Origin of the sequence: Schaalia sp. ORNL0103 (assembly GCF_019429565.1) — a bacterium.
Classification (GTDB): domain Bacteria; phylum Actinomycetota; class Actinomycetes; order Actinomycetales; family Actinomycetaceae; genus Pauljensenia.
In genome coordinates, this window is sequence record NZ_JAHXSA010000001.1 from 247430 (window position 1) to 271462 (window position 24033).

Below are 24033 nucleotides of genomic sequence, written 5' to 3' on the forward strand. Positions count from 1 at the left end.
GTCCTGTCAATTTCAATGACGAGAGACGGCACTTCCGGGAACGTTCCCGCCAGTCGCGTTACAGAGAGGCAACGCGATCACTGGAACCCCCGGTGCCCCTGACAAGGAAGGAGCGCAGCGTGCGCCCCACTATCTCCAAGTTCCTCGCACTCGGTGCGACCGCCTCGGCCTTCGCTCTGCTCGCAGGCGCGTGCGGATCGGGTAGCACCAGCTCCAGCGGTGGTTCTGCTTCGGACCAGGTCCACCAGATGTACACCTGGGTCTCCACGGATAACGACCGCGCCCAGTGGCAGTCCTTCGTGGACGCGGCCAAGGAGAAGGATCCCAACTTCACCCTGACCTTCGACGGCCCGGCCTTCAACGACTACTGGACCAAGGTCAAGACCCGCATGGTCGCCTCCGATGCGCCCTGCATCCTCACGACCCAGGCAGCCCGCGCGCAGGAGCTGTCCGGCCTGCTTGAGCCTCTCGACTCCTACATGGAAGCCGCCGGCATCAAGGCCTCCGACTACAACGCTGCGATGATGCAGGGAATGACGGTTGATGGCAAGGTTCTGGCCCTGCCCTACGATGCTGAGCCCGACGTCCTGTACTACAACCGTGAGATGTTTGAGAAGGCCGGCCTGCAGGCCCCCTCGACCTCCTACACGACTGAGCAGTTCCTCAAGGACGCCAAGGCGCTGACGGGGGATGGCAAGTACGGCATCGCCGTCAAGCCGCTCCTCCTGGGCAATGCCCCCGGTGACTTCGGTATCTCATTCGGCGGCCAGGTTTCTGCGGACGGCAAGAACACCCTGACGGATCCCAAGTTCGTTGAGGGCGTCCAGTTCGCCTTCGACCTGGTCCACAAGGAGCAGGTCGCGGTTGCCCCGAACGCTGCCGACAACGACGGCCCCGCGCAGACCGCCTTCACCTCCGGCACCGCCGCGATGATCGTGGACGGCCCGTGGATGTACGGCTCCTTCGAGAAGGAGCTGGGCGATAAGCTCGGTGTCGCCGTCATCCCGACCCCCACGGGTCAGCCTCGTGCGGTTATCCAGGGTTCTGGCTTCGGCATCGCGAAGTCCTGCCCGGACAAGCAGGCTGCCTTCGACGTCCTCAAGCAGCTGGTCACCCCCGAGGTCATCGGCACTGTCGCTGACAAGCAGGGCACCGTTCCCTCCGTTGAGTCCGCGATGGACAAGTGGGCTGCCAACAAGCCCGCGGATACCGCCGCGGCCGTGCAGGCTCTGCTCGACAATGGCACCCCGCTGGTGACGACCACGACGTGGAACCAGATCAACACGTCCTTCCAGCAGTACTCGCCTGAGGGCTTCCGCGGCACCAAGACCGCGCTGGATATCCTCACCGATCTGCAGAACTCCGCTGGCTGATCCCAGCTCACCATGAACGAGGCCGGGGCCGCTCGGTTCCCCGGCCTCGTTTCGTGGGTTTCTTCCCGTTAGCGCTAACGACGGCGTGAGCGGGACTGCACAACCCACTGACACTCGACGAAAGGTGTGCAAAGCTCATGAGCGTTGACACTGTGAAACCCGGCCGCGAGGCGCCCTCGGGCGCGGCTGGCGCGGGGGAGGCGAAGGCCTCCAAGCGCGGTAAAGACTCCGCGCGCGCTGAGGGTCGGCGCGGTGATGGACTGCGCGCCCTCATCTACCTCTCGCCCGGAATGACGGGCTTCCTTGTCTTCATCGTCCTGCCCCTGATCGCGTCCCTTGTGATCTCCTTCTACGACTGGTCGATCTTCGGCGGCGGCCGCTTCATCGGAGTGGAAAACTACCGGCGCATGCTCAGCGGCGAGGACCCGGCGTTCTGGACGGTCATGCGCAACACCGTCGTGTTCGCCGCCTGCTACACGGCGCTGAACCTGGTGATCTCGATTGGCCTGAGCTACTGGCTCCAGCGCGTTCCCGAATGGCTCAGCCGCATCCTGCGCGTCATCTCCTTCATCCCGGTCGTCACGCCGATGGTCGGTAACGCGCTGATCTGGCGCCTCATGCTCTCCGACAACGGCGTGGTCAACTCGGCCCTGGCCGTCTTCGGTATCGAACACATCCCCTTCCTGAACCACCCGGCTCTCGCGATGGGCTCGTTGCTCATGATGAGCCTGTGGCAGGGCCTGGGCTACAACATCGTCGTGCTGACGGCTGGCCTCAACGGCCTGAACACCTCGGTGCTCGAGGCCGCGACGATCGACGGCTGCAACGGCGTCCAGCGCTTCTTCAAGGTCGTCTTCCCGATGATTTCTCCGACCGTCTTCTTCTGCACGGTCATGACGATCATCGGCGCCTTCAAGGTCTTCGCTCAGCCCTACTTCCTGACGCTGGGCGGCCCGGGCGAGGCGACCAACACGATCGTGCTGGCCCTGTACCGCAACGGTTTCTCTTTCGACAAGCTCGGCTACGCGTCCGCGATGGCGTGGGTGCTCTTCGTGATTGTCATGACGGTGACGGCCCTGCAGTTCGCTGGCCAGAAGAAGTGGGTGAACTACGATGCATAACAAGCGCGTATCAACGACGATTTCGGTCGTCCTCCTGGGGCTGATCGCGGTCGCGTTCCTCTTCCCCTTCGCGTGGATGGTTGCGACCTCCCTCAAGCCCACGACCGAGGTCTTTAGCCTGAGCCCGACGGGTAGCCGAATCGCCTGGGACAACTATCCGTCGGCTCTTAACTCGATTCCGTTTGGCCGAGTCGTCCTCAACTCGTTCATCGTGTCGCTGGCCGGTGCGGCCCTCGTGGTCGTCGTGTCGGTCCTGTCCGCCTACGCGTTCGCGCGCCTGCGCTTCAAGGGCCGCGATCACCTGTTCATGCTGTTCCTGGGAACGCTCGTCCTGCCCCAGGAAGTCCTCGTGATCCCGCTGTACATCGGCATGCAGCGCATGGGACTGATCAACTCCTACTTCGCCCTCATCGTGCCCTTCGCGTTCGGCGCGTTTGGCGCGTTCCTGATCCGTCAGTTCCTCATGTCCCTGCCCCTCGAGTTCGAGGAGGCGGCACGCATCGACGGCTGCAGCGACTGGCAGATCCTGACGAAGATCCTGCTGCCCCTGCTTAAGGCGCCGATCACCGTGGTTGGCGTGTTCGCGTTCATCGACTACTGGTCCGCGTTCCTGTGGCCCCTCATTGTGGTCAACGATTCGTCGCTGGCGACGATCCCCCTGGGTCTGCAGATGTTCTCGGGTGAGCGCGGCACGGACTGGGGTCCGCTGATGGCCGCGGTGACGATGACGACGATCCCGTCGATCCTGCTGGTCGTGTTCCTGCAGAAGCAGCTGGAAAAGGGCGTCACCCTGGGTGCCTTCGGAGGACGGTGACGAACATGAGTGAAACGATGACTGATACCGAGCGCTGGAGCGCGCTGGCGCGCCCGACCCCGCAGTGGTTCGAGGATGCCCCCCTGGGGATCTTCGTCCACTGGGGTCCCTACTCGGTGCCCGCGTGGGCCGAGGATCACGGCGAGCTGGGCGTCGAGGAAGACTGGGAGGCTTGGTTCACCCACAATTCTTACGCGGAGTGGTACTTCAACACGATTCGTATTCCGGGGTCCCCGGCCGCGCAGCGCCACAAGGACCTGTACGGGTCGGCTTCGTACGATGCGTTCTTGGACGCGTGGGACCCCGACGCGTGGGATCCGGCTGAGTGGATGCGCCTGTTCCACCGTGCCGGCGCCGGCTACGCGGTGCTGACGACCAAGCACCACGACGGCGTGACCCTGTGGGATGCCCCCGAGACGGGCACGCGCAACACGGTGCGCCGTGGACCGCGTACCGACCTCGTGGCGGGCTTCGCGGACGCCGCGCGCGACGAGGGCCTGCGGGTCGGCCTGTACTACTCGGGCGGCCTGGACTGGCACTACCGCCCCCACCGCCCGATCCTCTCCGAAGACGACTGCAAGGATCTATGCCGTCCCAAGGATGCGGAGTACGCGCGCTACTGCTTCGTGCACGTGCGCGACCTGATCGACCGCTACCAGCCCGACGTCATCTGGAATGACATCGACTGGCCGGACGAGGGCAAGAACTTTGGCCCCCACGGCCTGGGTACGCTCTTTGAGTACTTCTATGCGGCGCGCCCCGAGGGCGTCACGAACGACCGCTACGGCGGTGTTCACGCGGACTACCTGACGAGCGAATACCAGCACATGGGCGACTCTGAGACGAGCGGCAAGCCGTGGGAGAACTGCCGAGGCGTCGGCCTGTCGTTTGGCTACAACCGCGCCGAGGGCGAGCACCAGTACCTCAGCGGCGCGGCCGCCGTCCGCCACCTGGTGGACGTGGTCTCGCGCGGCGGTCGCCTCCTGCTCAACGTGGGTCCGCGTGCCGACGGCACGATCCCGCGCGAGCAGCGCGAGTGCCTCGAGGGCCTGGGAGCCTGGAATGACCTGTACGGATCGGAGCTGCGCGGCGTGCGTGCGCTGTCGGCCAACGACTTCGAGGCCGTCACCGCGCAGTCCTCGCAGGACGAGGCCTGGGTCCGCCTTCTCGTTCACGAGGACCACGTCGCCGTGGTGGCGGATGCGTCCGTCACGCAGGTGTCGGGTTTGCCCAGCGGATTCGACTACTCGCGTTCCACGATCCTCACGCCGGGCGCGGCGTGCTCGTGGGATGGGCGGAGTCTGACTGTGCAGGCGGGGGAGCAGCCTCCGAGCGATGCTCGCGGCGATGCCCTGCCGCTGGTCATCACCGCCCCACGGGTGTGAGACGAGGTTGTCGGCGCGGGCCTTCAGGCTCGCGCCGACAACTTTTTTATGCGAGCAGCGGCACCGTTGCTGCGCGAGGGCGTCCCACGTGAGCGCCGTCAGCGTTGACAGATCCATCGAGGCCTTTCGTGGCTCGTACAGCGACAGAGGGGTGGAAGCGAACAAGTCGCTTCCACCCCCAGTTGATTCGCGCGGGAAGTTGAGGAACCGCGCGAAGCTGCTCACTGACCCAGCAGCGTGCCCTTTACGTAGTCACGCGCGATGTGCGCGTACTCGAGCGGAGGGGCGATCTTCGGATCCTGCTCGGCTTCAACCAGGATCCAGCCCTTGTAGCCGTGCTCAACGAGGAAGGCGTAGGGCTCGGTGAAATCGATGGTGCCGTCGCCGGGGACCGTGAACATGCCGGCGAGGAAGGAGTCGAGGAAGGAGCGCTTGGCCTCGCGGGACTCTTCCAGCTTGGAGGGGCGCACGTCCTTGAAATGCACGTGCTTGATGCGGTCGATCGCGCCGCGCAGTAGGCCCATGACGTCGCCATCGCCCACGAACGCGTGGCCGGTGTCGAAGAGCAGGGAAACCTTGTCCGGATCGGTCAGCTCGAGCAGGCGCAGCGTCTCATCCTTGGTCTGGACGACGGTGCCCAGGTGGTGGTGGTAGACCAGGTCAAGGCCGTACTCGTGGGCGATCTCGCCGAGCTTGTTCAGGCCCTCGGCCAGGACCGGCCACTCCTCGTCCTTGAGGACGGGCTTGTTCTCGAAGATGCAGATGTCGCGGATGCCCTGCACCGAGCCGGTCTGCTCGGAGACGACGACGCGGGTCGCGCCCAGGAACTGCAGGTACTCGCAGGTGGCGCGGAAGTCCGGGATGACGGCGTCGACGCCGTCGCGGACGATGAAGCTGGAGAACCACTGGGCGACGATCTTCAGGCCCGCGGCGTCGGCCTTCTCCTTCGTCTCTTCCTTCGAGGGGTACCAGCCGGCGACCTCGGTGCCAGCGAAGCCGGCCTCGGCCAGGTCGTCGAACATGACGTCGATGGTGTTCCATTCGCCGACCTCGGGAATGTCGTCGTTACGCCACGCAATCGGGTGCATGCCCCAGGTGATGCCATTCGGGTCCGAAATCGCGGTTGCGGGATCGTAGACGTGAGTCATTGCAGCTCTCCTATGAGTCGCGGTAATAAGCATCGGCGAATTATGCCGGTGTCACTATTCTACTCAATCTCGTTTGATTGTCCAGACAAAGATGGCGGCTTGGGAGATTTCTCAGGAGGGTTTGTCAGTGCTGAACGCACGCCCATACGTGGCTGTGGCTGGCGGGAATTGTCGCGGCGGTTCCCAAGGTGGTAACGCATGCTGTAAAGGTCAATGCACTGGATAAGACAATCCCGGTGGGACGCGAGGCGTCCCACCGGGATTATTCAGCCGAATGTCAGGCCAGCGACACGGGCTTGCCGGTCTTCGCCGACTCCGTGGCGGCCTCGGCCAGGCGCAGAGCCTCGATCGCATCGTCGATGGATGGCGTGGGCTTGGTGCCTGCGACGACCGCGTCGATGAACTCGGTCAGCTCAATGCGGTAGGCGTCCGCGTAACGCTGCAGGAAGAAGTCCAGGTACGGCTCGGCAGCATCCGTGACCTCGGCATTGGACAGGCGCACGGTGGTGGCGCGGATGTTGTCCGCGTTAAGCGTGCCCGTCGAACCCTGGGCCTCCAGGCGCTGGTCGTAGCCGGCCGAGCACTTGCGGTTGTTGACGATGGTCGCGACGACGCCGGCGGCGTTCTTCAGGGTGACCACGGCGGCGTCGAAGTCGCCGGCTTCCCTGATCTCCTCGTTGAAGTTCTGGCCGAAGGCGTGCACCTCGACGATGTCGCCCAGGAAGAAGCGGGCCATGTCGAAGTCGTGGATGGTCATGTCGCGGAAGATACCGCCGGAAACCTTCACGTACTCGGCCGGGGGAGCGGCAGGGTCACGCGAGATGATGAGCAGGTTCTCCAGATCGCCGATCTTTCCCTCTTCGAGCTGGGCGTGAACCGCGGCGAAGGAGGGGTCGAAGCGGCGGTTGAAGCCGAACATGACGGGCACGGACACGGCGCCCAGCTCGTCGCGAGCGGCCTCGACGTCCTTCATGTCCAGCGCGATGGGCTTCTCGCACAGCACGGCCTTGCCGGCCTTGGCGGCGGCGAGCAGGTGGGGGATGTGCAGTGGCGTGGGAGAGCCGATAACGACGGCGTCGACGCCTTCGTCGGTGAAGACGGAATCAACGTCGGTCGTGTGACGGGCGCCGTAGACCTCGGCCAGCTTCTGCGCGGCGTCACCGAAAGGATCTGCGACGATGGCGAGGGTGGCGCCGGGGTGGGCGGCGATGGTCTTGGCGTGGACGTGGCCGATGCGACCGGCGCCGATGACGGCAATGTTAAGCATCTTTGCTTCTTTCTAGGTGAGAGGGGGTGCTGGAGAGCAGAAAACCTTGACCGGTGGTGGCCCCACACGCGACGTGCGGGGCCACCGGGTGGATCACGGAGCGGGCATAATGACGTCGCGCACCAGGGCGTCGAGGTCAGCGTCTGCCTGAAGGAAGCCGCGCAGGGTCTTCACGGTGGCGCCGAAGGTGTCGAACTCCTCCGGGGTCATGCCGTCGGGCTCGTAGGCGCGGACGAACTCGGGGATTGAGAGCAGCGTCTTCATGATGTCCTCGCGCACCGGGATGTCCATGCGCTCTTCCACCTTGTAGTCCGAGTCGTTGATGAGCTTGGCCCACTTGAACGGCGGGGAGACGACGACGTCGCCGCCGACGAACTCGGACCAGTGCATGACGTTACGGAACGCTGCAGAGAGCATGCGGGCGCGCAGGCCGCGCTTGCGGAACTCCTGGTAGGCGCGCTTGAAGGCGGCAATGCCCGCCCACTCGAGGTGACCCGGATCCAGGAACATCTCGTCGCGCGCGGCGACCTCCTTGATCCAGTCGTCGAGGCGGCCCACCATGAGGGTGACGACCGGGCCCATCTGGGAGGTGTCCTTACCCTCGGCCTCGCGGCGCTTGAGGCCGCGCTCGATGGCCTCGCCCGTGGTGACGGCCTGTGCGACGGAGAAGGAGACCGTCACATTGACGGACACGCCGCGGTAGGTGGCCTCTTCGATGGCCTCGATGCCCACCGAGGTGGCGGGGATCTTCACGATGATGTTCTTGGCGAGGTTGTGGAACTCCTCGGCCTGGTCGGCCAGAGCCTTGGCGGAGCGAGCCAGGCGCGGGTCCGTCTGCATAGACAGGCGACCGTTGCGGCCGTTCTCGGCCTCGAAAATGGGCTCGAGGAGCTTGGCGGCCTCGAGGGACAGCTCGCGCACGACCTGCCAGCCGATCTCGGACTCGGTGGCGTTGGGCATTTCCTTGGCGAGCTCCGCGATGCGGGGTAGCCACACGTCGCGACGCTGGTTGATGCAGGTGTAGGCGATGGTCGGGTTGCAGGTAGCACCAACGCCGCCGAAGGAGATGGACTGCGCCAGCTCACCCGGATCCGAGGAATCGTTCCACAGGGCGGTGGGGGTGTGACGCGCGGCGTCCAGAAGGGGGCCGGGGGTGTACTCGATGGACATGGCGGGAAGCACTCCTTTGTGATTGCTTTCGACTTTCTCCGTCGGAAATAAGTCTACGGCGAGCGCTACTGCCTGTCAACAGTTTGTTAGGACAAAGTGTCAATGCTTTGTCACTGTGCGAAAAGGCTGGCCTCGAAGGAGTATCGCGATGCTCGGTAGATGTGGTCGCCGTACTCCACGATGCGTCCCGAGGGGTCGTACGTCGTGCGCTGCGTCGTGAGCAGGGCCGCGCCGCGATGCTCGGACAGGAGCTTGGCTTCCTTCGTTGTCGCGCTGCGGGCGCCGATCACCTGGCGGGCCGAGGCCAGGGTGACCCCGCGCTCGCGCATGAGGTCGTAGAGGGAGCCGGACTCGAGCTCTTGCATGGTCGGCGCGATGTCCGTCGGGATGGCGTTGGTGAGCACGGCGATTGGCTCGTCGTTGGCAAAACGCGTGCGCTCGATGTGGACGATGAGGGTGCCCTCGGCGATCTTGAGAGCGTCGGCTTCCTGGGCGTTGGCTGGGCGCGCCTCGTAGCGCTGGATCGTCGTGTGGACCTTGTGGCCGGCGTCGACGAGGTCGCGCATGAGGGAGGTGAGCTCCATGGGGCGGTGGACGTGACGCGGGGACACGATTGTGCCGACGCCGCGACGGCGCGTGAGCAGGCCGCGATCGACCAGGCGCTGGAGCGCCTGTCGTGCAGTGGGGCGGGAGACATGCAGTCGCGCAGCCATCGATAGTTCGTCCTCCAGGCGCGTGTCCGCAGGCAGGGCGCCGGAGTTGATGAGCTGTGCAATGGGCTCCGAAATCTGGAAGTACAGCGGCACGGGGGAGGAGCGATCCAGCGTGATGTCCGGAACGTAGGGGGTGTTCTCCGAGGCGGGCGATGCTTTGGACATGTCAAACCTTCGTGTGTGGCGCGACAGCGGTGCTAAATATATAGGGTTACATAGTATCAGCGTTGATGTAAAGGGTGAGAGTGACGCGCTGAAATATATTGTATGGACAAAGTTTGACGATTGCCTGTCGATAGTGCATCCTTGGAACGTCAGGCTTGCGGGCGACCCCAATGGAGAGGAAGGACCAACGATGTCCCTTGAACGCCGCTATGTCGACATTCTAACAATGGGTCGTTCTGGTATCGACATTTTTCCTCTCCAGGTCGGCGCCCATCTCGAAGACGTTGAGACCTTCGGAAAGTTCCTCGGTGGCAGCCCGACGAACGTCGCCGTCGCCGCCGCGCGCCTCGGGCACCGCGCCGGCGTCATCACCGGCGTGGGGGACGACCCCTTCGGCCGTTTCGTGACTCGAGAGCTGGAACGTCTCGGCGTCTCTTCCGACCATGTCGTCACCGTGCGCGACTTCCACACACCCGTGACCTTCGCCGAGCTTTTCCCGCCCGACTCCTTCCCGCTCTACTTCTATCGAGAACCCAGCGCCCCGGACCTGGAGCTGGGGGAGGACCAGGTGGATTGGAACGCCGTTGAGCGCGCCGGAATCTTCTGGTTCACCGTGACTGGCCTCTCGCGCGACTCCTCCTTCGGCCTGCACCTGCGCGCCCTCGATCACCGCGACCGTTCCAATGGCGTGACGATCCTCGACCTCGACTACCGCTCCAACCTGTGGAGCGGTATGGCCCAGGCGCGTTCGCGCGTCGCAGCCGTCCTGTCCCGCGTGGACGTCGCCGTCGGTAACCGCCAGGAATGCGAGATGGCCGTCGGCGTCTCCGATCCCGAAGGAGCGGCCGACGCCCTCCTCGAACGGGGCGTCAAGCTGGCGATCGTCAAGCAGGGGCCCAAGGGGACCCTCGCCAAGACCGCCGACGAGCGCGTGTGGGTCGACGCCTGGGACGTGGACGTCGTCAACGGCCTCGGCGCGGGGGATGCCTTTGGAGGCGCGCTCATCCATGGCCTCGTCGAAGGATGGGACCTCGAGCGCACAATCCGTTACGCCTCGGCCGCGGGAGCCTACGTGTGTTTGCACATCGAATGCTCGACAGCGATGCCCACGTGCGAGCAGCTGCACGCCTTTGTCGAAACGGGGGTCGTCCCGTAACCCACCCGACTCGCCCCAGCCTCGTCCCCTCTTTCATCCAGCGGCACCGATGCCCAACTTTCAGGAGACTACGATGACTCTTCCCGATATTTACGTTCCCGCCGGCTCCTCCGGCCACGGCAATTTCACCGTCGACATTGATCCCCAGCGTGCCGGTTGGGCCTTCTCGGGCCTGCGCGTCCTCGTTCTTGAGGCCGGCGCCTCCCAGGTCGTCGAAACCGGCGAGGCTGAGCTCCTCGTCCTGCCCCTCGCCGGCGGCGCAACCGTCGAGGTCGACGGGCAGACCTTCGAGCTCGAGGGGCGCCGCAGCGTCTTCTCCGGCGTCACCGACTACCTGTACGTCGGACGCGGCAAGACCCTGACGATCACCTCCGCCCAGGGCGGCCGTTTCGCCTTCCCCTCCGCGATCGCCACCCGCGACATCCCCGTCGCCTACTACCCCAAGAGCCAGGTTCGCATCGACCTGCGCGGCGCCGGCGACTGCTCGCGCCAGGTCAACAACTACTCCCTGGCCGTCGAGGGCGTCACCACCTCCCACCTGCTGGCCTGCGAGGTCATCACCCCCGGCGGTAACTGGTCCTCCTACCCGGCCCACAAGCACGAGCAGGACTCCGAGGACGAGCGTGAGCTCGAGGAAATCTACTACTTCGAGATCGAAGACGGCCCCGAGGGGTCCAAGGGCTTTGGCCTGCACCGCACCTACGGCAGCCCCGGCCGCCCGATCGACCTGTGCTGCGAGGTCCACGACGGCGACGTCGCCCTCGTGCCCCACGGCTACCACGGCCCCTGCGTCGCGGCCCCCGGCTACGACATGTACTACCTGAACGTCATGGCCGGCCCGAACGAGGACCTCGTGTGGCTCGCCCCCGACGATCCGGCGCACCACTGGATCCGCGCGACCTGGGAAAACCAGGAAGTAGACCCCCGCCTCCCCATGAACAAGTAAGAAAGCCCGAAAGGACTACCCATGAGCAAAGAAGCCTACAAGGGAACCGTGCGCCTGACGGTCGCGCAGGCAATCATTCGCTTCCTGTCCAACCAGTACACCGAGCGCGACGGCGTCGAGCACCGCCTCATCGCGGGCGCCTTCGGTATTTTCGGCCACGGTAATGTCGCCGGCATCGGTCAGGCCCTGCTGCAGAACGAGATTGCGCCCGCCGAGGGCGAGAACCCGATGCCCTACATCATGCCCCGCAACGAGCAGGGTGCCGTCCACGCGGCCACGGCATTCGCCAAGACGACGAACCGCCTACAGACCTGGATGACGACCGCGTCGATTGGCCCCGGCTCGCTCAACATGGTCACGGGCGCCGCGACGGCGACGACCAACCGCCTGCCCGTCCTCATCTTCCCCTCCGACCAGTTCGCGACCCGCATCCCGGACCCGGTCCTCCAGCAGCTCGAGGATCCGACCTCGCTCGACGTGACCGTCAATGACGCGTTCCGTCCCGTGTCGCGCTTCTTCGACCGCATCAACCGTCCCGAGCAGCTGATTCCCTCGCTGCTCAACGGCATGCGCGTCCTGACCGACCCGGCCGAAACCGGTGCCGTCACGATCGCTCTGCCTCAGGACGTTCAGGCCGAGGCCTACGACTGGCCGGTCGAGTTCTTCACCAAGCGCGTGTGGCACGTGCGCCGTCCCCCGGCCGAGCGTGCCGCCATCGAGCGCGCGGTCGCCAAGATCCGCGCCGCCAAGCGCCCCCTCATCATCGCCGGCGGCGGCGTCATCTACTCCGAGGCCTCGGAGGAGCTGCGCGCATTCGCGGCCTCGACCGGTATCCCGGTCGCCGACACGCAGGCCGGTAAGGGTGCTATCAACTGCGATCACCCCTGCTCCGTGGGCGGCGTCGGCTCCACCGGCGGCGACTCGGGCAACCACCTCGCCGACAAGGCCGACCTGATCATCGGCGTGGGCACGCGCTACTCCGACTTCACCACGGCCTCGAAGACGCAGTTCAAGAATCCCGATGTCTCCTTCGTCAACATCAACATCACGCCCTTCGACGCCGCCAAGCAGAGCGCCGAGATGGTCGTGGCCGACGCGCGCGAGGCGCTCGTGGCGCTGACCGAGGAGCTGGCCGACTACCGCGTCGACGAGGCCTACACCGCCGAGATCGCCGCCGAGCGCGAGGCCTGGGCCGCCAAGGTCGAGCAGTGCTACCACGTGGGCAACGCCCCGCTGCCCGCTCAGACCGAGGTCTTCGGCGCCCTCAACGAGCTGATGGGCGACGAGGACGTGGTCATCAACGCCGCCGGCTCGATGCCCGGCGACCTGCAGGCCCTGTGGCAGGCCAAGACCCCCGTCCAGTACCACGTCGAGTACGCATTCTCCTGCATGGGCTACGAGGTCCCGGCCGCCATGGGCGTCAAGCTGGCGCGTCCGCAGTCCGAGGTCGTCTCGATCGTCGGCGACGGCACCTACCAGATGCTTCCGATGGAGCTGGCCACGGTTGCCCAGGAGGGCATCAAGGTCATCTACGTCCTGCTGCAGAACTACGGCTTCGCGTCGATCGGCGCCCTGTCCGAGTCGCGCGGCTCCCAGCGCTTCGGCACGAAGTACCGCCAGCGTGGGACCGGCTCGCACCTGGAGGATACGGACACGATCGCTGGCGTGGACATAGCGGCGAACGCACGCTCGTGGGGCATCGACGTGCTCGAGGTCCACACGATCGAGGAGTTCAAGGAGGCCTACAAGACTGCCGCTGCCTCGGATCGCGCGACCATGATCCACATCGAGACCGACCTGATGGGCCCCAACCCGCCCGGATCCTCCTGGTGGGACGTGGCGATCTCGGAGGTGTCCGTGCTCGAGTCGACGCAGCGTGCGTACGAGGACTACCGCAGTGATCGCAAGCCGCAGCGTCACTACCTGTGATGAGCTGAGTGTGTGAGGGGCGGCCCCGGAGAAATCCGGGGCCGCCCCGCTCACGTATGCCTCGGTGCGTGAGTAGCACCGGCGTGAAACGCCTCGTGAAACGCCTCTTGGAACGGCGCGTTGGCTGGGGCGGGGAGTTGTCGATGGGGCGTGTCCAATAGACGGGACAATTCGGTCCCTGTTTGCGCTGATGTTGCAGATGTCGCGACATAGGTCCTAGGAACATGCTACACTTTGTCCTAACAAAGTTGTTTCGCCATTCGTGGATGAATGGGAAGAAAGGTAAAACCAATGACAATCAACCTGTGGGTCAACGGCGAAGAGTACGTCGCTCACTCTGAGAAGACTATCGACATCGAAAACCCTGCCACCGGTAAGGTCGTCGACCAGCTCGCCCTGGCCGACAAGCATTGCCTCGACCACGTCGTCGAGATCGCCCGCAACGCGCAGAAGGAATGGGCTCGAACCGCCCTGGCCAAGCGCGTGGACATCATGTTCAAGTTCCGCCAGCTCGTCATCGATCACCAGGATGAGATCGCCGACGCCATCGTGCGCGAGGGTGGCAAGACCCACGGCGACGCCCTCGGCGAGATCGCCCGTGGCCGCGAGACCATCGACTTTGCGTGTGGCATCAACGCTGCCCTCAAGGGCGAGTTCACCGATCAGGCCTCGACCGGCGTGGACGTGCACACCCTGCGTCAGCCCGTCGGTGTCGTCGCCGGCATCTGCCCCTTCAACTTCCCGGCCATGGTCCCCATGTGGATGCACCCGGTCGCCCTGGCCACTGGCAACGCCTTCATCCTCAAGGTTGCCTCGACCGTTCCCAGCGCCTCGCTGATCATTGCTCGCCTCTACAAGGAGGCGGGCCTGCCCGACGGCCTGTTCAACGTCATCGCCGGCGATCGCCACCTGGTCACCGACATCCTCACTCACCCCGGCATTGATGCCATCTCCTTCGTTGGCTCCACCCCGGTCGCCCACATCGTGCAGGACACGGGCGTGGCCCACGGCAAGCGCGTCCAGGCTCTGGGTGGCGCAAACAATCACGCGATCGTCATGCCCGACGCGGACATCGAGTTCGCCGCGCAGCACATTAGCGCCGGCGCCTTCGGCGCTGCCGGCCAGCGCTGCATGGCCCTGCCCGTGATCGTTGCCGTCGGAGGCGTCGAGGAGAAGCTGGTTCCCGCGATCAAGGCTCGCGCTGAGAAGATCGTCGTCGGCCCCGGCACCGACCCGGCCTCTGAGATGGGTCCGGTCATCACCCGTTCCTCCCAGGAGCGCATCACCAAGTGGATCGACGAGGCCGAGGCGAGGGGCGCGAACATCGTCCTCGACGGCCGTGGCTACCGCCCCGAGGGCGAGGAATACGCGGATGGCTTCTGGCTGGCCCCCACCATCATCGACGGTGTGGATCGCAACCTGAGCGTCTACTGCGAAGAGGTCTTCGGCCCGGTCCTGGTCGTCGTGCACGCTGACACCTACGAGGAAGCCATTGAGATCGTGAACTCCTCCGAGTTCGGCAACGGCTCCGCGATCTTCACCTCCGACGGTGACACGGCCCGCCACTTCGTCGTCGATGTCGAGGCCGGCATGGTCGGTGTCAATGTGCCGATCCCTGTTCCGGTCGCCTACTACTCCTTCGGTGGCTGGAAGGAGTCGCTGCTGGGCGACACCCACATTCACGGCCCCGAGGGCGTGCGCTTCTACACGAAGGCCAAGGTCGTCACGACCCGTTGGCCCAAGCGTGGTGAGAAGGTTGGTTACGTCGGCATGAGCTTCCCGACGAACGGCTGAGCTTGACAGTCTCCTTATGGGGGGTGGGCGCATTGCGTCCACCCCTCCTTTGTATGTGGCTTTGTCGTAACAAACTGTTTGGCAGCGCCGCTTGAAATCATGAATATAGCGCGTTAAACTAAGTGAGTCAGCAAAGTTGCGATACTCGATCGAATGTTTGTTAAGTCAAACGCGAGATCTGCCAAATGCTTGACCGCTGCCGAAAGGGGGTAGTGGAGAGTGTGTGGCCAGTCGATGCACAGGGACGATGTCGTCAAGCAATCAGTGTCGAGATCCCAGCGATTCCACGATCGTGGGCGAGGTATCCTCGCTCCCTGGGAGTGGGACTTGCTCAGCCGTTAGGCCGACCAGGGTGAAGCGCTCTTCATCCGTACAGCTCCAAAGAAGAAGCAATAGGAGAAACACATGTCAAACACTCTAACGATTGACGACTACACGCCCGATAAGGTGCGTGACCTCGTCGCGACCACCCCGGCCTCGGGCAAGAAGTGCTCCCTGGGCGCCATCGCGGCCGTCGCGACGCTTGGCTCGCTCCTCTTCGGCTACGATACCGGCGTCATCGCGGGCGCCCTGCCCTACATGTACATGCCCGGAAACGCCGGCGGCCTGCACATGACCACCTTCGAAGAGGGCTGGGTCGGTGGTCTGCTGTGCATCGGCGCCGCCGCCGGCGCCTTCTTTGGCGGTCGCCTCTCTGACCGCTACGGCCGCCGCCACAACATTACTCTGCTGGCCATCGTGTTCCTCTTCGGCGCCATCGGCTGTGCGATCGCCCCGAACATCTGGGTCCTGTACCTCGCTCGTGTCATCCTCGGCTTCGCCGTCGGTGGAGCCTCCGCGACCGTTCCCGTCTTCCTCGGCGAAACCGCGCCCAAGCGCCTGCGTGGCGTTCTGGTCGCCACCGACCAGATGATGATCGTCTTCGGCCAGTTCCTGGCCTTCTCCATGAACGCCGTCATCGCCCGCTGGCAGGGCGGCCCGACCGTCACGCTGACCGGTGACGCCGTGGACGCGTCTGGCCACGTGCTCGGCCAGGCTGGAACCTCCGTCGCGTGGGAGACAGTTAGCGCCGCCGTCAACATCGCCGAGGTCACCAGCGCCGGTAATGGCCTGACCTGGCGCTACATGCTGATCCTGTGCTCGCTGCCCGCCATCGCGCTGTGGGTCGGTATCCGCATGATGCCGGAGTCCTCCCGCTGGTACGCCGCGAACCTGCGCATCGTCGAGGCCATCGGCTCCCTCAAGCGCGTGCGTGACGAGAAGAAGGACGACGTCGCCGGCGAGCTCAACGAGATGCTCGAGGTCCAGCGCGCTGAGTCCAAGCAGGAGAAGTGGTCGCTCTCCCAGATCCTCAAGGTTAAGTGGGCCCGCAAGCTCCTCTACATCGGTATCATCCTGGGCATCGCCGACCAGCTGACCGGCATCAACACGGCCATGTACTACACGCCGAAGATCCTCAACGCTGCCGGCGTTCCCATGGAAGACGCCATCACCCTGAATGTCGTCTCCGGTGGTATTTCCGCGATCGGCTCCGCCGTCGGCCTGTGGCTCGTCGCCCGCTTCGCTCGCCGCCACGTTGGCATGTACCAGGAGCTCGGCATCACGATCTCCCTGGCAGCACTGTCCGCTGTGTTCGCGATCTTCATCAGCCCCTACCTGGACGCAGATGGCAACATCTCCGGCGCCCCGAACTTCGCCCCCTGGCTGGTTCTTGGCATCGTCTGCCTCTTCGTGTTCATCAAGCAGTCCGGCACCGTGACCTGGGTCCTCGTCTCCGAGATCTACCCGGCCGCCGTCCGCGGCAGTGCCCTCGGTATCGCGGTGGGCACCCTGTGGCTCGCCAATGCGCTGGTCTCCGTCATCTTCCCGCCGCTCATGGCGACCGTCGGTGGGGCAGGCACGTACGCGATCTTCGCGGCCATTAACTTCCTCTCCTTCCTCTTCTACTGGAAGGTCGTCCCCGAGACGAAGTTCCACTCGCTGGAGGAGCTGGAGCTGAAGTTCCAGAAGGATTACTCCTGAAACGCAGTGATCTGAACGCGTGAGCCCGGTGGGGCGGCTTGGCCGCCCCACCGGGCGCTCGCGTACCATCGAGACGAGGAGAGGTGATGGTAAGAGGTGCAACGCGCAACGCGAGCGGTGCGGCTCGTCCGCCGGTTGGTCGCGGTGAGGCACGTATGCGCGCATTCGCCTACCTGACGGGCATCACTATCGGTCTCATCGATGGCGTCCTGGCCATTCATGTCTGGTCTGCGGGTTTCGCCCACGCCATCGGCTTCTTCATTGCTGCCTTATCGCTCCCATCATTGCTGTCTGCGATCCTCACCCCGTCTCTGTCCGAGCACATCGGGCGCCGCATCCCGAATTGCGTGGGAGCCTTGACGCTCGCCGCGGGATCTCTCGTGATTGCCTCGACCTGCGCCGTCGCCGTGGGTGCTGGTGGAAGTGGGGTGGGCGTGGTTGTCGCCTACTGCATTGGATACGCCCTCCTCGGGCTGGGATATGGGGCCCTGTGGTCGCTGTTGCCTCGCATGGCGCACGAGCTGTCCCTGCGAGGTCACGCCCGCCTCGTGCCTCGTGCCAACTCCCTTCTTGGCGTCGGCGGGGGAGTGGGGATTGCCCTCGGCTTCGTGCACGGTGTGGGGCCGCTCCTGCCCTCCGTGACGCTCGTCGGCTTTTCTCTCGCCCTTCTTATCGCGGCCTCGCTCTTGCCCGAATCTCCCGCCTGGTACGCCTCCAAGGGGCGCGAGGTCGACGCCTTCCTGGCGCTCAAGTCTCTGCATGGTGCGCTCGAGGCCTCGGTCGAGATCGACCACGTGCGTCTCGACGCGGAGATGGCCCGCGAGCAGCACCCCCTGCACCTGCGCGACGTCGCCATCCCCCAGGTGCGCTCTGCGCTGGCGACGGCCCTCGCCCTTGTGTGTGTGCAGGAGGCGCCCCTCGTCGTTGCGGTCATCATCTTTACGCCGGCGTTGCTCGCCGGTGTGGGGGCGGACGGTTGGATGCAGTTGACCTTTGCTACTGGCGTTGTGCTCATCGCGTTGGCGACCCTGACCGCTGTCAGCCGCGTTGGCACCCACCGTTTTCTGCGCGCGTCGCTGGGGTCCGTGGGGGCTGTCCTGTCCTCGATGATTGGCGTCGCTGTCTTCTCTGTCAACGGGGAGATTGGCCCCGTTGCGATGCTGATCGTTGCCCTGCTCATGATGGCTGCGCAGCGCATCTGGATCTACCCTGCCTGTCACGGCGCGATAGATCCGCGTATTCCGCCGTGGCTCGTTACCTGGCAGCGCCAGGCAGTCATCACCCTCAACGTGGTGGCGCGCACCTTCGCGCTTATCCTGGGCGGCTTCACAGTCTTCCTTCCCGGCGGCGTGGCTCTCGGCGTCTACTTCGTCCTGCAGTGCATCGCCCTGATCCTTCTGTTGGTGCGCCTGCCTCACGAGTATGCGGAGTAGGGGGCCTCGGCCTCGTCTATGTCAGGTCATCATCAGATATAGGTCATTTGTCCTGACAAATGGTCTGCTCGTTGGCTATTATAAAGATGTCCGTGATCGATGAAGTACGCGGCATCCAACCACTACGAGGTGAAGCCCATGAGCACCGAAACTCCCGTTATTCCCGACACTATGCGCGCGGCCGTCCTACGCGACTACGACAAGGGCCTCCAGGTCGAAACCATCCGCACGCCGCGCCCCAAGGCCGGTGAAGTCCTCATCAAGGTGACCGCGTGTGGCCTGTGTCACTCCGACCTCCATGTCATCGGAGGTGCCATTGCCTTCCCGCTGCCCGCCGTCCTCGGTCACGAGGTCGCTGGTGTCATCGTCGAGCTCGGCCCCGGCACTGAACACACCGGCCTCGAGGTTGGCCAGCAGGTCGCCGGCGGCTTCCTCATGCCCTGTGGCCAGTGCCGCCACTGCGCCGCCGGCCGCGACGAGCTGTGTGAGCCCTTCTTCGAGCTCAACCGCCTCAAGGGTGTCCTCTATGACGGTACGACCCGCCTGTACTCCCTCGATGGCGAACCCATCCAGATGTACTCGATGGGTGGCCTGGCCGAGTACTCGGTCGTCCCCGCGACCGCCCTGGCCCCCGTGCCTGAGGGTGTCGACCCGGTGTCGTCGGCGATCCTGGGCTGCGCCGCCATGACCGGCTACGGTGCCGTCCGACGCGGCGCCGACATCAAGTACGGTGAGACCGTTGCCGTCGTCGCCGTGGGCGGCGTGGGCTCGAACATCGTGCAGATCGCCCGCGCCTTCGGGGCCTCCCAGGTTATCGCCATCGATGTCGCAGACGACAAGCTCGAGGCCGTCAAGGCTTTCGGTGCGACCGCGACGATTAACTCCATGACCCAGGATGCCCGCGAAGAGGTCCTCAAGCTGACGAATGGTCGCGGCGTTGATGTCTCCTTCGAGGCTCTGGGCATTCCCTCCACGTGGAGCACCGCTCTTGACGTTCTCGCCGACGGCGGACGCATGGTGCCGATCGGCCTGGGTGCCGGCCGCCAGACCGCCGAGGTTGAGATCAACCGGACCGTGCGCCGCTCCCAGTCGATCCTCGGATCCTACGGCGCGCGCACGCGCCAGGACCTGCCGGCGGTCGTTGACCTGGCCGCGCGCGGCGTCATCAACTACGACGACCTGGTCACGCGCCGCTTCTCGCTCGACGAGGCGGCCGCCGGATACGAGGCACTGCGCAATCGCGCCGTCCAGGGTCGCGCTGTCGTCGACATGTCTCTGTGAGACCTGACGGCGCATAGGGGCAGGCCCACTCACCCCGGGGTTCGGGGGAGTGGGCCTGACTTATTGTTTGTGGCGATCCGCGCGGGATCGATCTGACGTAAAGGTCAGCGCGTCATCATGTTGAGGATGCCGTACACGCCCACGAAGGCGGCGACGGTCGTGATAATGATGGCGGAGCTGAGGATCACGGTCGAGGCCGTGGCGGCGCCGACGATGGCCATCGTGATGCCGGCAATGAAGACAGCGGTCAGTGCGAAGGCGAAGCTCAGATTGTTGGCGAGGGAGGTATCGGAGGCCTGCTCGGAACGGACGGACTGAGCGGCAATCGTGGTCTCGCGGACGAGGGTTTCCATGGTGTCTCCTGGGTGTGATTGAAAGTCAATGTGTGTGGGAGACACGGATAAAGGCCGTGTGTGCCCACACGGCCTTGTGAATTGAAGGGCGTCGAACCGCTGGGGCTCGTTCCTTCCGACGGGTATAAGCCTATTCGTCGCGCCGGTCAATTGTCCATACAAAAACGAGTGAACTGTGGAATGGACAAAGGTCTTCATTTGTCAGTAATTCTAATGTCGGTCGGGCGCGTGACCTGCGAGTCTATGCCTGCCTGGCTGTCAGGGGGCAGGGCCAGGTGGTAGAAGCCGCCCGACTGGAGGGTGGCGTGAGGCCTGCTGGGGTGGAGGTGGCTGCGGTGCCGGTGGGCGGTGGCAGGGCCAGGGCGGGCCTCGAGATCGATCACTCCGAGCGGAGCTCGCGTGTGGCGATCTCGCGGGCGGGCCGCCGCCCACCGGCACACAGAGCAGCCATAGACAACAAGATGCGTGCTCGCGCCGCACGGAGGTCTGGTGGCGCGAGGATGCGGGAAGTTAGCGCGCCACGGCCTCGTCGATGACGGAGGCGACCTCTCGGGCCACGGACTGCCACGTGAAATGCTCGCGCACGCGTGCGCCCACAGCCGCCGCGCAGGATGCGCGACGCACGGGGTCGGTGACGGCCTCGCGCAGGGCGGGGACGAGCGCGTCCGTGAGTTCGGCGGACGTGCGGCCGTCCACGATCCACCCGAGGGCGGGAGAGGTGATGACCTCTTCGGTGCCGCCGCGAGGCGTCGCCACGATCGCGCAGTCGCCCAGGGCTGCTTCGAGGATCGAGGTGGGCAGGCCCTCGGGGTACATGGACGGGTAGACGAACACGTCGGAGCGGCGGTACAGGCTCATGACGGCGGGGAAGTCGAGTTTGCCCAGGAAGGACACGGCGGGGTCGGAGCCGTAGCGCTCGTGAAGCTCGTCCTCGATGGGACCAGAGCCGGCGACGGCAAGACGCAGAGGTACGTCGGGGAGTTCGGCGCGCAGGCGCGCGAAGGCGTCGAGGAGCGCGACGATGCCCTTCTCAGCGATGAGGCGGCCGGCGTAGGAGATGACGATTTCGGAGTCGGCACCGCCGCGTGGCCACTCGCGCTCGTAGCGGTCGTCAGCGACGGCCGTATCCTCTGGGGTGACCGCGTTGTACCACACGCCCGAGGCCTCGATCCCGAAGTGGCGCAGCCACTTGTTGCAGTTGCGCGACACCCCGTAGTAGGAGGTCACGTGCTTCTTGACGAAGTGGGTGAGGCCGTGCTCGTAAATGCCTCCGAAGAAGTCCAGCACCGGGTTGCCGACGCTCATGTGCGCGGTGCCGTGCTCGATGAGTGCGACGGGGCGGCCCAGGCGATGTGCGAGGCGTGCGCCGAGCAGGCTGGTGAGGTGGAAGCGCGTGTTGACGATGTAGAAGTCGGCGTTCTCGGCCTCGACCGCGGCCATCGTCTCCTTGAAGCGCTCGTCGCGCTTGAAGAAGGGGTAGCGCTGCTTGAAGAGGCCCTTGGTGGGCAGGCGGTAGATGCGCAGGCCGTCCTTGTTCTCGAAACGAGGCAGGGACTCGTCGTGCAGTGACGTGACGATGAACAGGTCGTAGCCGAGGGCGCGCAGCTGCTCGCTCAAGCGATCCTGGTAGCGCTCGATCCCGCCCAGGTAGGGCAGGAAGAACTCCATGAAGATGCCGACCTTGACGGGGGAGTGGGGGCGATCAGTCATTGACGGGCTCCGTTTCGATGGTCGCGCGAGGGGCGGGGATGAGCATGAAGGCGACGAAGAGGATCGCGAGCAGCCCCATGGTGGCAGCATAAGCGAGCGAGGCGCCCATCATGGCGTGGGATTTCGTGAGCATCGGTGCGATCAGGTAGGCCGTCCCGCCGGCCACCGCGTAGGCGACCAGGACCGCGCGCAGTCGGCGCATCGTCGCGAGTGCGTAGTAGAGGATGACGCCGGCGGCGTTGAGTGCGCCCCCCAGGACGAGCACCATGAGCTCGCCGACGTAGCCCGATACGTCTGTGCCGAACACGAGGGTGAGGAGCGGAGCGCCGATCACGTAGGTGACCGCGGCGACGACGACGAACGCTGCTGCGGTCGTCAGCAGGCCCTTGCGTACTATCGATAGGAACTCCTCGCGCTTGCCCTCCGCCCACCGCAGCGCCATGCGGGTAAGCAGCGGACGGAACACGAACAGCGACAGCATGTTGATCGCGACCGCCGGCATGTAGATGATCGCGAAGACGCCCAGCTCCTCATCGCCGAGGCTCGCGTGGATCGCGAAGCGCGGCGCGTTCGCCAGGTACTGGTTGAGGAACGCGGCGATGAACAGGGGCAGGCACTCCCACAGGATTCCCGCGATGCCTCGGAGATTGAACGAGGGGAGAAGCGGGAAGACGCCGCGCGCGGGCAGCCCGTAGGCCACCACGAGCACCACGCAGGTGACCGCGAACGTGATGAGTGTCGAGGTGAGCAGGTTCTGGGTGAACCAGTAGAGTCCCGACCACAGGAAGGTCGTCGTGAAAATGCGCGCGAAGCAGGCCTTGCCCGCGATGTCGAGGCGACCTGAACGCTGGAACTCCGAGTAATACACGTCCTCGAAGGCGTCGAAGATGCGCAGGAGAGCCATCGCTGCGATGACCGTGAACGCGGGGTAGGGGTCCTTCGTCGACGCGGTCCACGAGTGGTAGGCGATGAGGCCGACCATGACCAGGCACGTCAGCAGGCGCGTCGACAGGTACGTGCCGAAGTCGAAGCGGCGACGCACGTCCGTCACGTGGAAGGTGCGCACCTCGTACAGGCCAACCGTCTGATACTGCTGGCCGATCGCCAGCGCCAGCGTGAACAGACCGTACTGGGCGCGTGCGAAGGAGTCCGTGGCACCCGAGCGCATGATCGCCACGCCCATGATGACCACGGCGAGGCTCGACATGAGGGAGGCTGCCGTGTTCCACAGGTAGTCGCGCCCCAGCTGGCCGCGCGACTCGAGGGCCTCCTCCGTGGCCTCGACCTGCGCATCGCCGGAGTCGGGCGGCATGGACGAGGCCGTGGTGTCCTTCTCGCTCACGCGCCGGCCTCCTCGGGGGCCTCGGGCCCCGGATCGTTGGGGCCGAATACGATGTGGAAGGGCTCGTGGGTGACACGATCCTCGGGGTCCGGAATGCGCATGTAATCCCCGTAGCCGCGCGTGAGTACGACGTCGTAAGCGGCGGGGATGCGCACCGTGATGTCCTCGAAGGGAACGGAGCGTGCCGGGAAGAGCTCGGCCTCGGAGGCGCTCCAGCGACGCGGATCGCGCGTCGAAAAATCACCGAACAAGATCGAGCCGTCGGCCGCCTTCTGCGGATTCTCGCGACCCTTGAGGGCGGCGCGTAGCCAACGGCAGTACAGCGAGGCCTCGTTGACGCGCAGCGCCCGCATGCCCCAGTGGGCGCAGGCCATCGCCGCGGAGGCAAGCTGGCGCGCGGGCGTGGGCAGCCCCGTTGGCGGGTTGGGGATGGAGCGCAGGAACATGAGGCGCGCCCAGAGCCACGTGCCGCGCGACTGGGCGCGGAAACGTGCCGGGTCATCGGCAATCTCATCGAGGACGAACAAGTCCACGCCGATCGGCATGCGGAAGGAGCGGTCCTTCGCGACCTTCGAGACGAACTCCGAGCCCTTCAAGCCCAGCACGCCGAAGCTGATCGGATAGTCAGGGTGAGTGGCGGGGGAGGCGATGAAGAACTCGTCCCCAAGGAGAGCGGGGGCCTCGGCGATGAAACGTTCGTAATCCTCCCGCGGCATGCATACGTCCCCGTCGTCGTCCCACGGGATGAAGCCCTGGTGGCGCACAGCCCCGATCGCAGTTCCGCCGTAGGCGACGTAACGAATATCCAGGAGTGTACAGACGCGATCGATCTCGGCGAGGCACCGCTTGGTGACGCGCTGAATGGCTGCCAGGGTTGCGGGGTCTGCTGCGCTCATCAGTTCTCCGATCGT

The 24033-nt window shown here is 65.2% G+C and carries 19 protein-coding genes; 11 read left to right on the forward strand and 8 right to left on the reverse strand.

Annotated elements, in window-relative coordinates; translation table 11 throughout:
- The first annotated feature begins 119 nt into the window (after positions 1-119).
- The 4 genes from JJJ16_RS01145 (at position 120) to JJJ16_RS01160 (ending at position 4693) form a co-directional block, all read left to right on the forward strand.
- Entirely contained in the window at positions 120-1373 is a 1254-nt protein-coding gene (locus tag JJJ16_RS01145; RefSeq protein WP_318836506.1) for a sugar ABC transporter substrate-binding protein, read from the forward strand.
- 137 nt (positions 1374-1510) lie between these two features.
- Entirely contained in the window at positions 1511-2494 is a 984-nt protein-coding gene (locus JJJ16_RS01150) for a carbohydrate ABC transporter permease (RefSeq protein ID WP_219751056.1), read from the forward strand.
- Positions 2487-3308 (forward strand): carbohydrate ABC transporter permease, encoded by an 822-nt coding sequence (locus JJJ16_RS01155; protein WP_219751057.1) that lies wholly within the window; start codon positions 2487-2489, stop codon positions 3306-3308. Before JJJ16_RS01150 ends, JJJ16_RS01155 begins: the two co-directional genes overlap by 8 nt.
- Before the next feature lie 5 nt (positions 3309-3313).
- Positions 3314-4693: an alpha-L-fucosidase gene (locus JJJ16_RS01160; protein WP_219751058.1), complete on the forward strand. Its 1380-nt coding sequence runs from the start codon at positions 3314-3316 to the stop codon at positions 4691-4693.
- Positions 4694-4914: 221 nt separating this feature from the next.
- Here JJJ16_RS01160 and iolE read toward each other — a convergent pair whose 3' ends face one another.
- From iolE to JJJ16_RS01180, 4 genes are all read right to left on the reverse strand, one after another.
- Positions 4915-5841, reverse strand: coding sequence for a myo-inosose-2 dehydratase (gene iolE / locus JJJ16_RS01165; protein WP_219751059.1), 927 nt, complete (start codon positions 5839-5841; stop codon positions 4915-4917).
- A 277-nt stretch (positions 5842-6118) separates the two neighbouring features.
- Entirely contained in the window at positions 6119-7108 is a 990-nt protein-coding gene (gene iolG / locus JJJ16_RS01170; RefSeq protein ID WP_219751060.1) for an inositol 2-dehydrogenase, read from the reverse strand.
- Positions 7109-7201: 93 nt separating this feature from the next.
- Entirely contained in the window at positions 7202-8278 is a 1077-nt protein-coding gene (locus tag JJJ16_RS01175; RefSeq protein WP_219751061.1) for a transaldolase family protein, read from the reverse strand.
- A 110-nt stretch (positions 8279-8388) separates the two neighbouring features.
- A complete protein-coding gene (locus tag JJJ16_RS01180) occupies positions 8389-9156 on the reverse strand; it encodes a GntR family transcriptional regulator (protein WP_034465543.1) in 768 nt (255 codons plus the stop codon).
- A gap of 190 nt (positions 9157-9346) precedes the next feature.
- Between JJJ16_RS01180 and iolC the strand changes: the two genes are divergently transcribed.
- The 7 genes from iolC to JJJ16_RS01215 all read left to right on the forward strand — a co-directional run bounded on the left by iolC (position 9347) and on the right by JJJ16_RS01215 (position 19717).
- A complete protein-coding gene (gene iolC / locus JJJ16_RS01185; RefSeq protein WP_219751062.1) occupies positions 9347-10312 on the forward strand; it encodes a 5-dehydro-2-deoxygluconokinase in 966 nt (321 codons plus the stop codon).
- Between the two features lie 73 nt (positions 10313-10385).
- The gene (iolB, locus tag JJJ16_RS01190; RefSeq protein WP_048673327.1) at positions 10386-11258 is read left to right on the forward strand and encodes a 5-deoxy-glucuronate isomerase; all 873 of its coding nucleotides are present in this window, start codon (positions 10386-10388) and stop codon (positions 11256-11258) included.
- A 21-nt stretch (positions 11259-11279) separates the two neighbouring features.
- Positions 11280-13187, forward strand: coding sequence for a 3D-(3,5/4)-trihydroxycyclohexane-1,2-dione acylhydrolase (decyclizing) (iolD, locus tag JJJ16_RS01195; protein WP_219751063.1), 1908 nt, complete (start codon positions 11280-11282; stop codon positions 13185-13187).
- A 291-nt stretch (positions 13188-13478) separates the two neighbouring features.
- Positions 13479-14981 (forward strand): CoA-acylating methylmalonate-semialdehyde dehydrogenase, encoded by a 1503-nt coding sequence (locus JJJ16_RS01200; protein ID WP_219751064.1) that lies wholly within the window; start codon positions 13479-13481, stop codon positions 14979-14981.
- A 405-nt stretch (positions 14982-15386) separates the two neighbouring features.
- Entirely contained in the window at positions 15387-17003 is a 1617-nt protein-coding gene (locus JJJ16_RS01205) for an MFS transporter (protein WP_034465557.1), read from the forward strand.
- An 86-nt stretch (positions 17004-17089) separates the two neighbouring features.
- Positions 17090-18436 carry an MFS transporter gene (locus tag JJJ16_RS01210; protein WP_219751065.1) on the forward strand — a complete coding sequence of 449 codons (1347 nt, stop codon included), beginning with the start codon at positions 17090-17092 and terminating at the stop codon, positions 18434-18436.
- A 138-nt stretch (positions 18437-18574) separates the two neighbouring features.
- Positions 18575-19717 carry a zinc-binding dehydrogenase gene (locus JJJ16_RS01215; protein WP_219751066.1) on the forward strand — a complete coding sequence of 381 codons (1143 nt, stop codon included), beginning with the start codon at positions 18575-18577 and terminating at the stop codon, positions 19715-19717.
- A gap of 104 nt (positions 19718-19821) precedes the next feature.
- On the opposite strand, the gene JJJ16_RS01220 is transcribed toward JJJ16_RS01215, so the two are convergent.
- From JJJ16_RS01220 to JJJ16_RS01235, 4 genes are all read right to left on the reverse strand, one after another.
- Positions 19822-20070 (reverse strand): hypothetical protein, encoded by a 249-nt coding sequence (locus tag JJJ16_RS01220; RefSeq protein WP_219751067.1) that lies wholly within the window; start codon positions 20068-20070, stop codon positions 19822-19824.
- 510 nt (positions 20071-20580) lie between these two features.
- The gene (locus JJJ16_RS01225) at positions 20581-21780 is read right to left on the reverse strand and encodes a glycosyltransferase family 4 protein (protein ID WP_219751068.1); all 1200 of its coding nucleotides are present in this window, start codon (positions 21778-21780) and stop codon (positions 20581-20583) included.
- Entirely contained in the window at positions 21773-23122 is a 1350-nt protein-coding gene (locus JJJ16_RS01230) for a lipopolysaccharide biosynthesis protein (RefSeq protein WP_219751069.1), read from the reverse strand. The genes JJJ16_RS01225 and JJJ16_RS01230 overlap by 8 nt, the downstream gene beginning before the upstream one ends.
- Entirely contained in the window at positions 23119-24018 is a 900-nt protein-coding gene (locus JJJ16_RS01235; RefSeq protein ID WP_219751070.1) for a LicD family protein, read from the reverse strand. Before JJJ16_RS01235 ends, JJJ16_RS01230 begins: the two co-directional genes overlap by 4 nt.
- Positions 24019-24033: the final 15 nt, after the last annotated feature.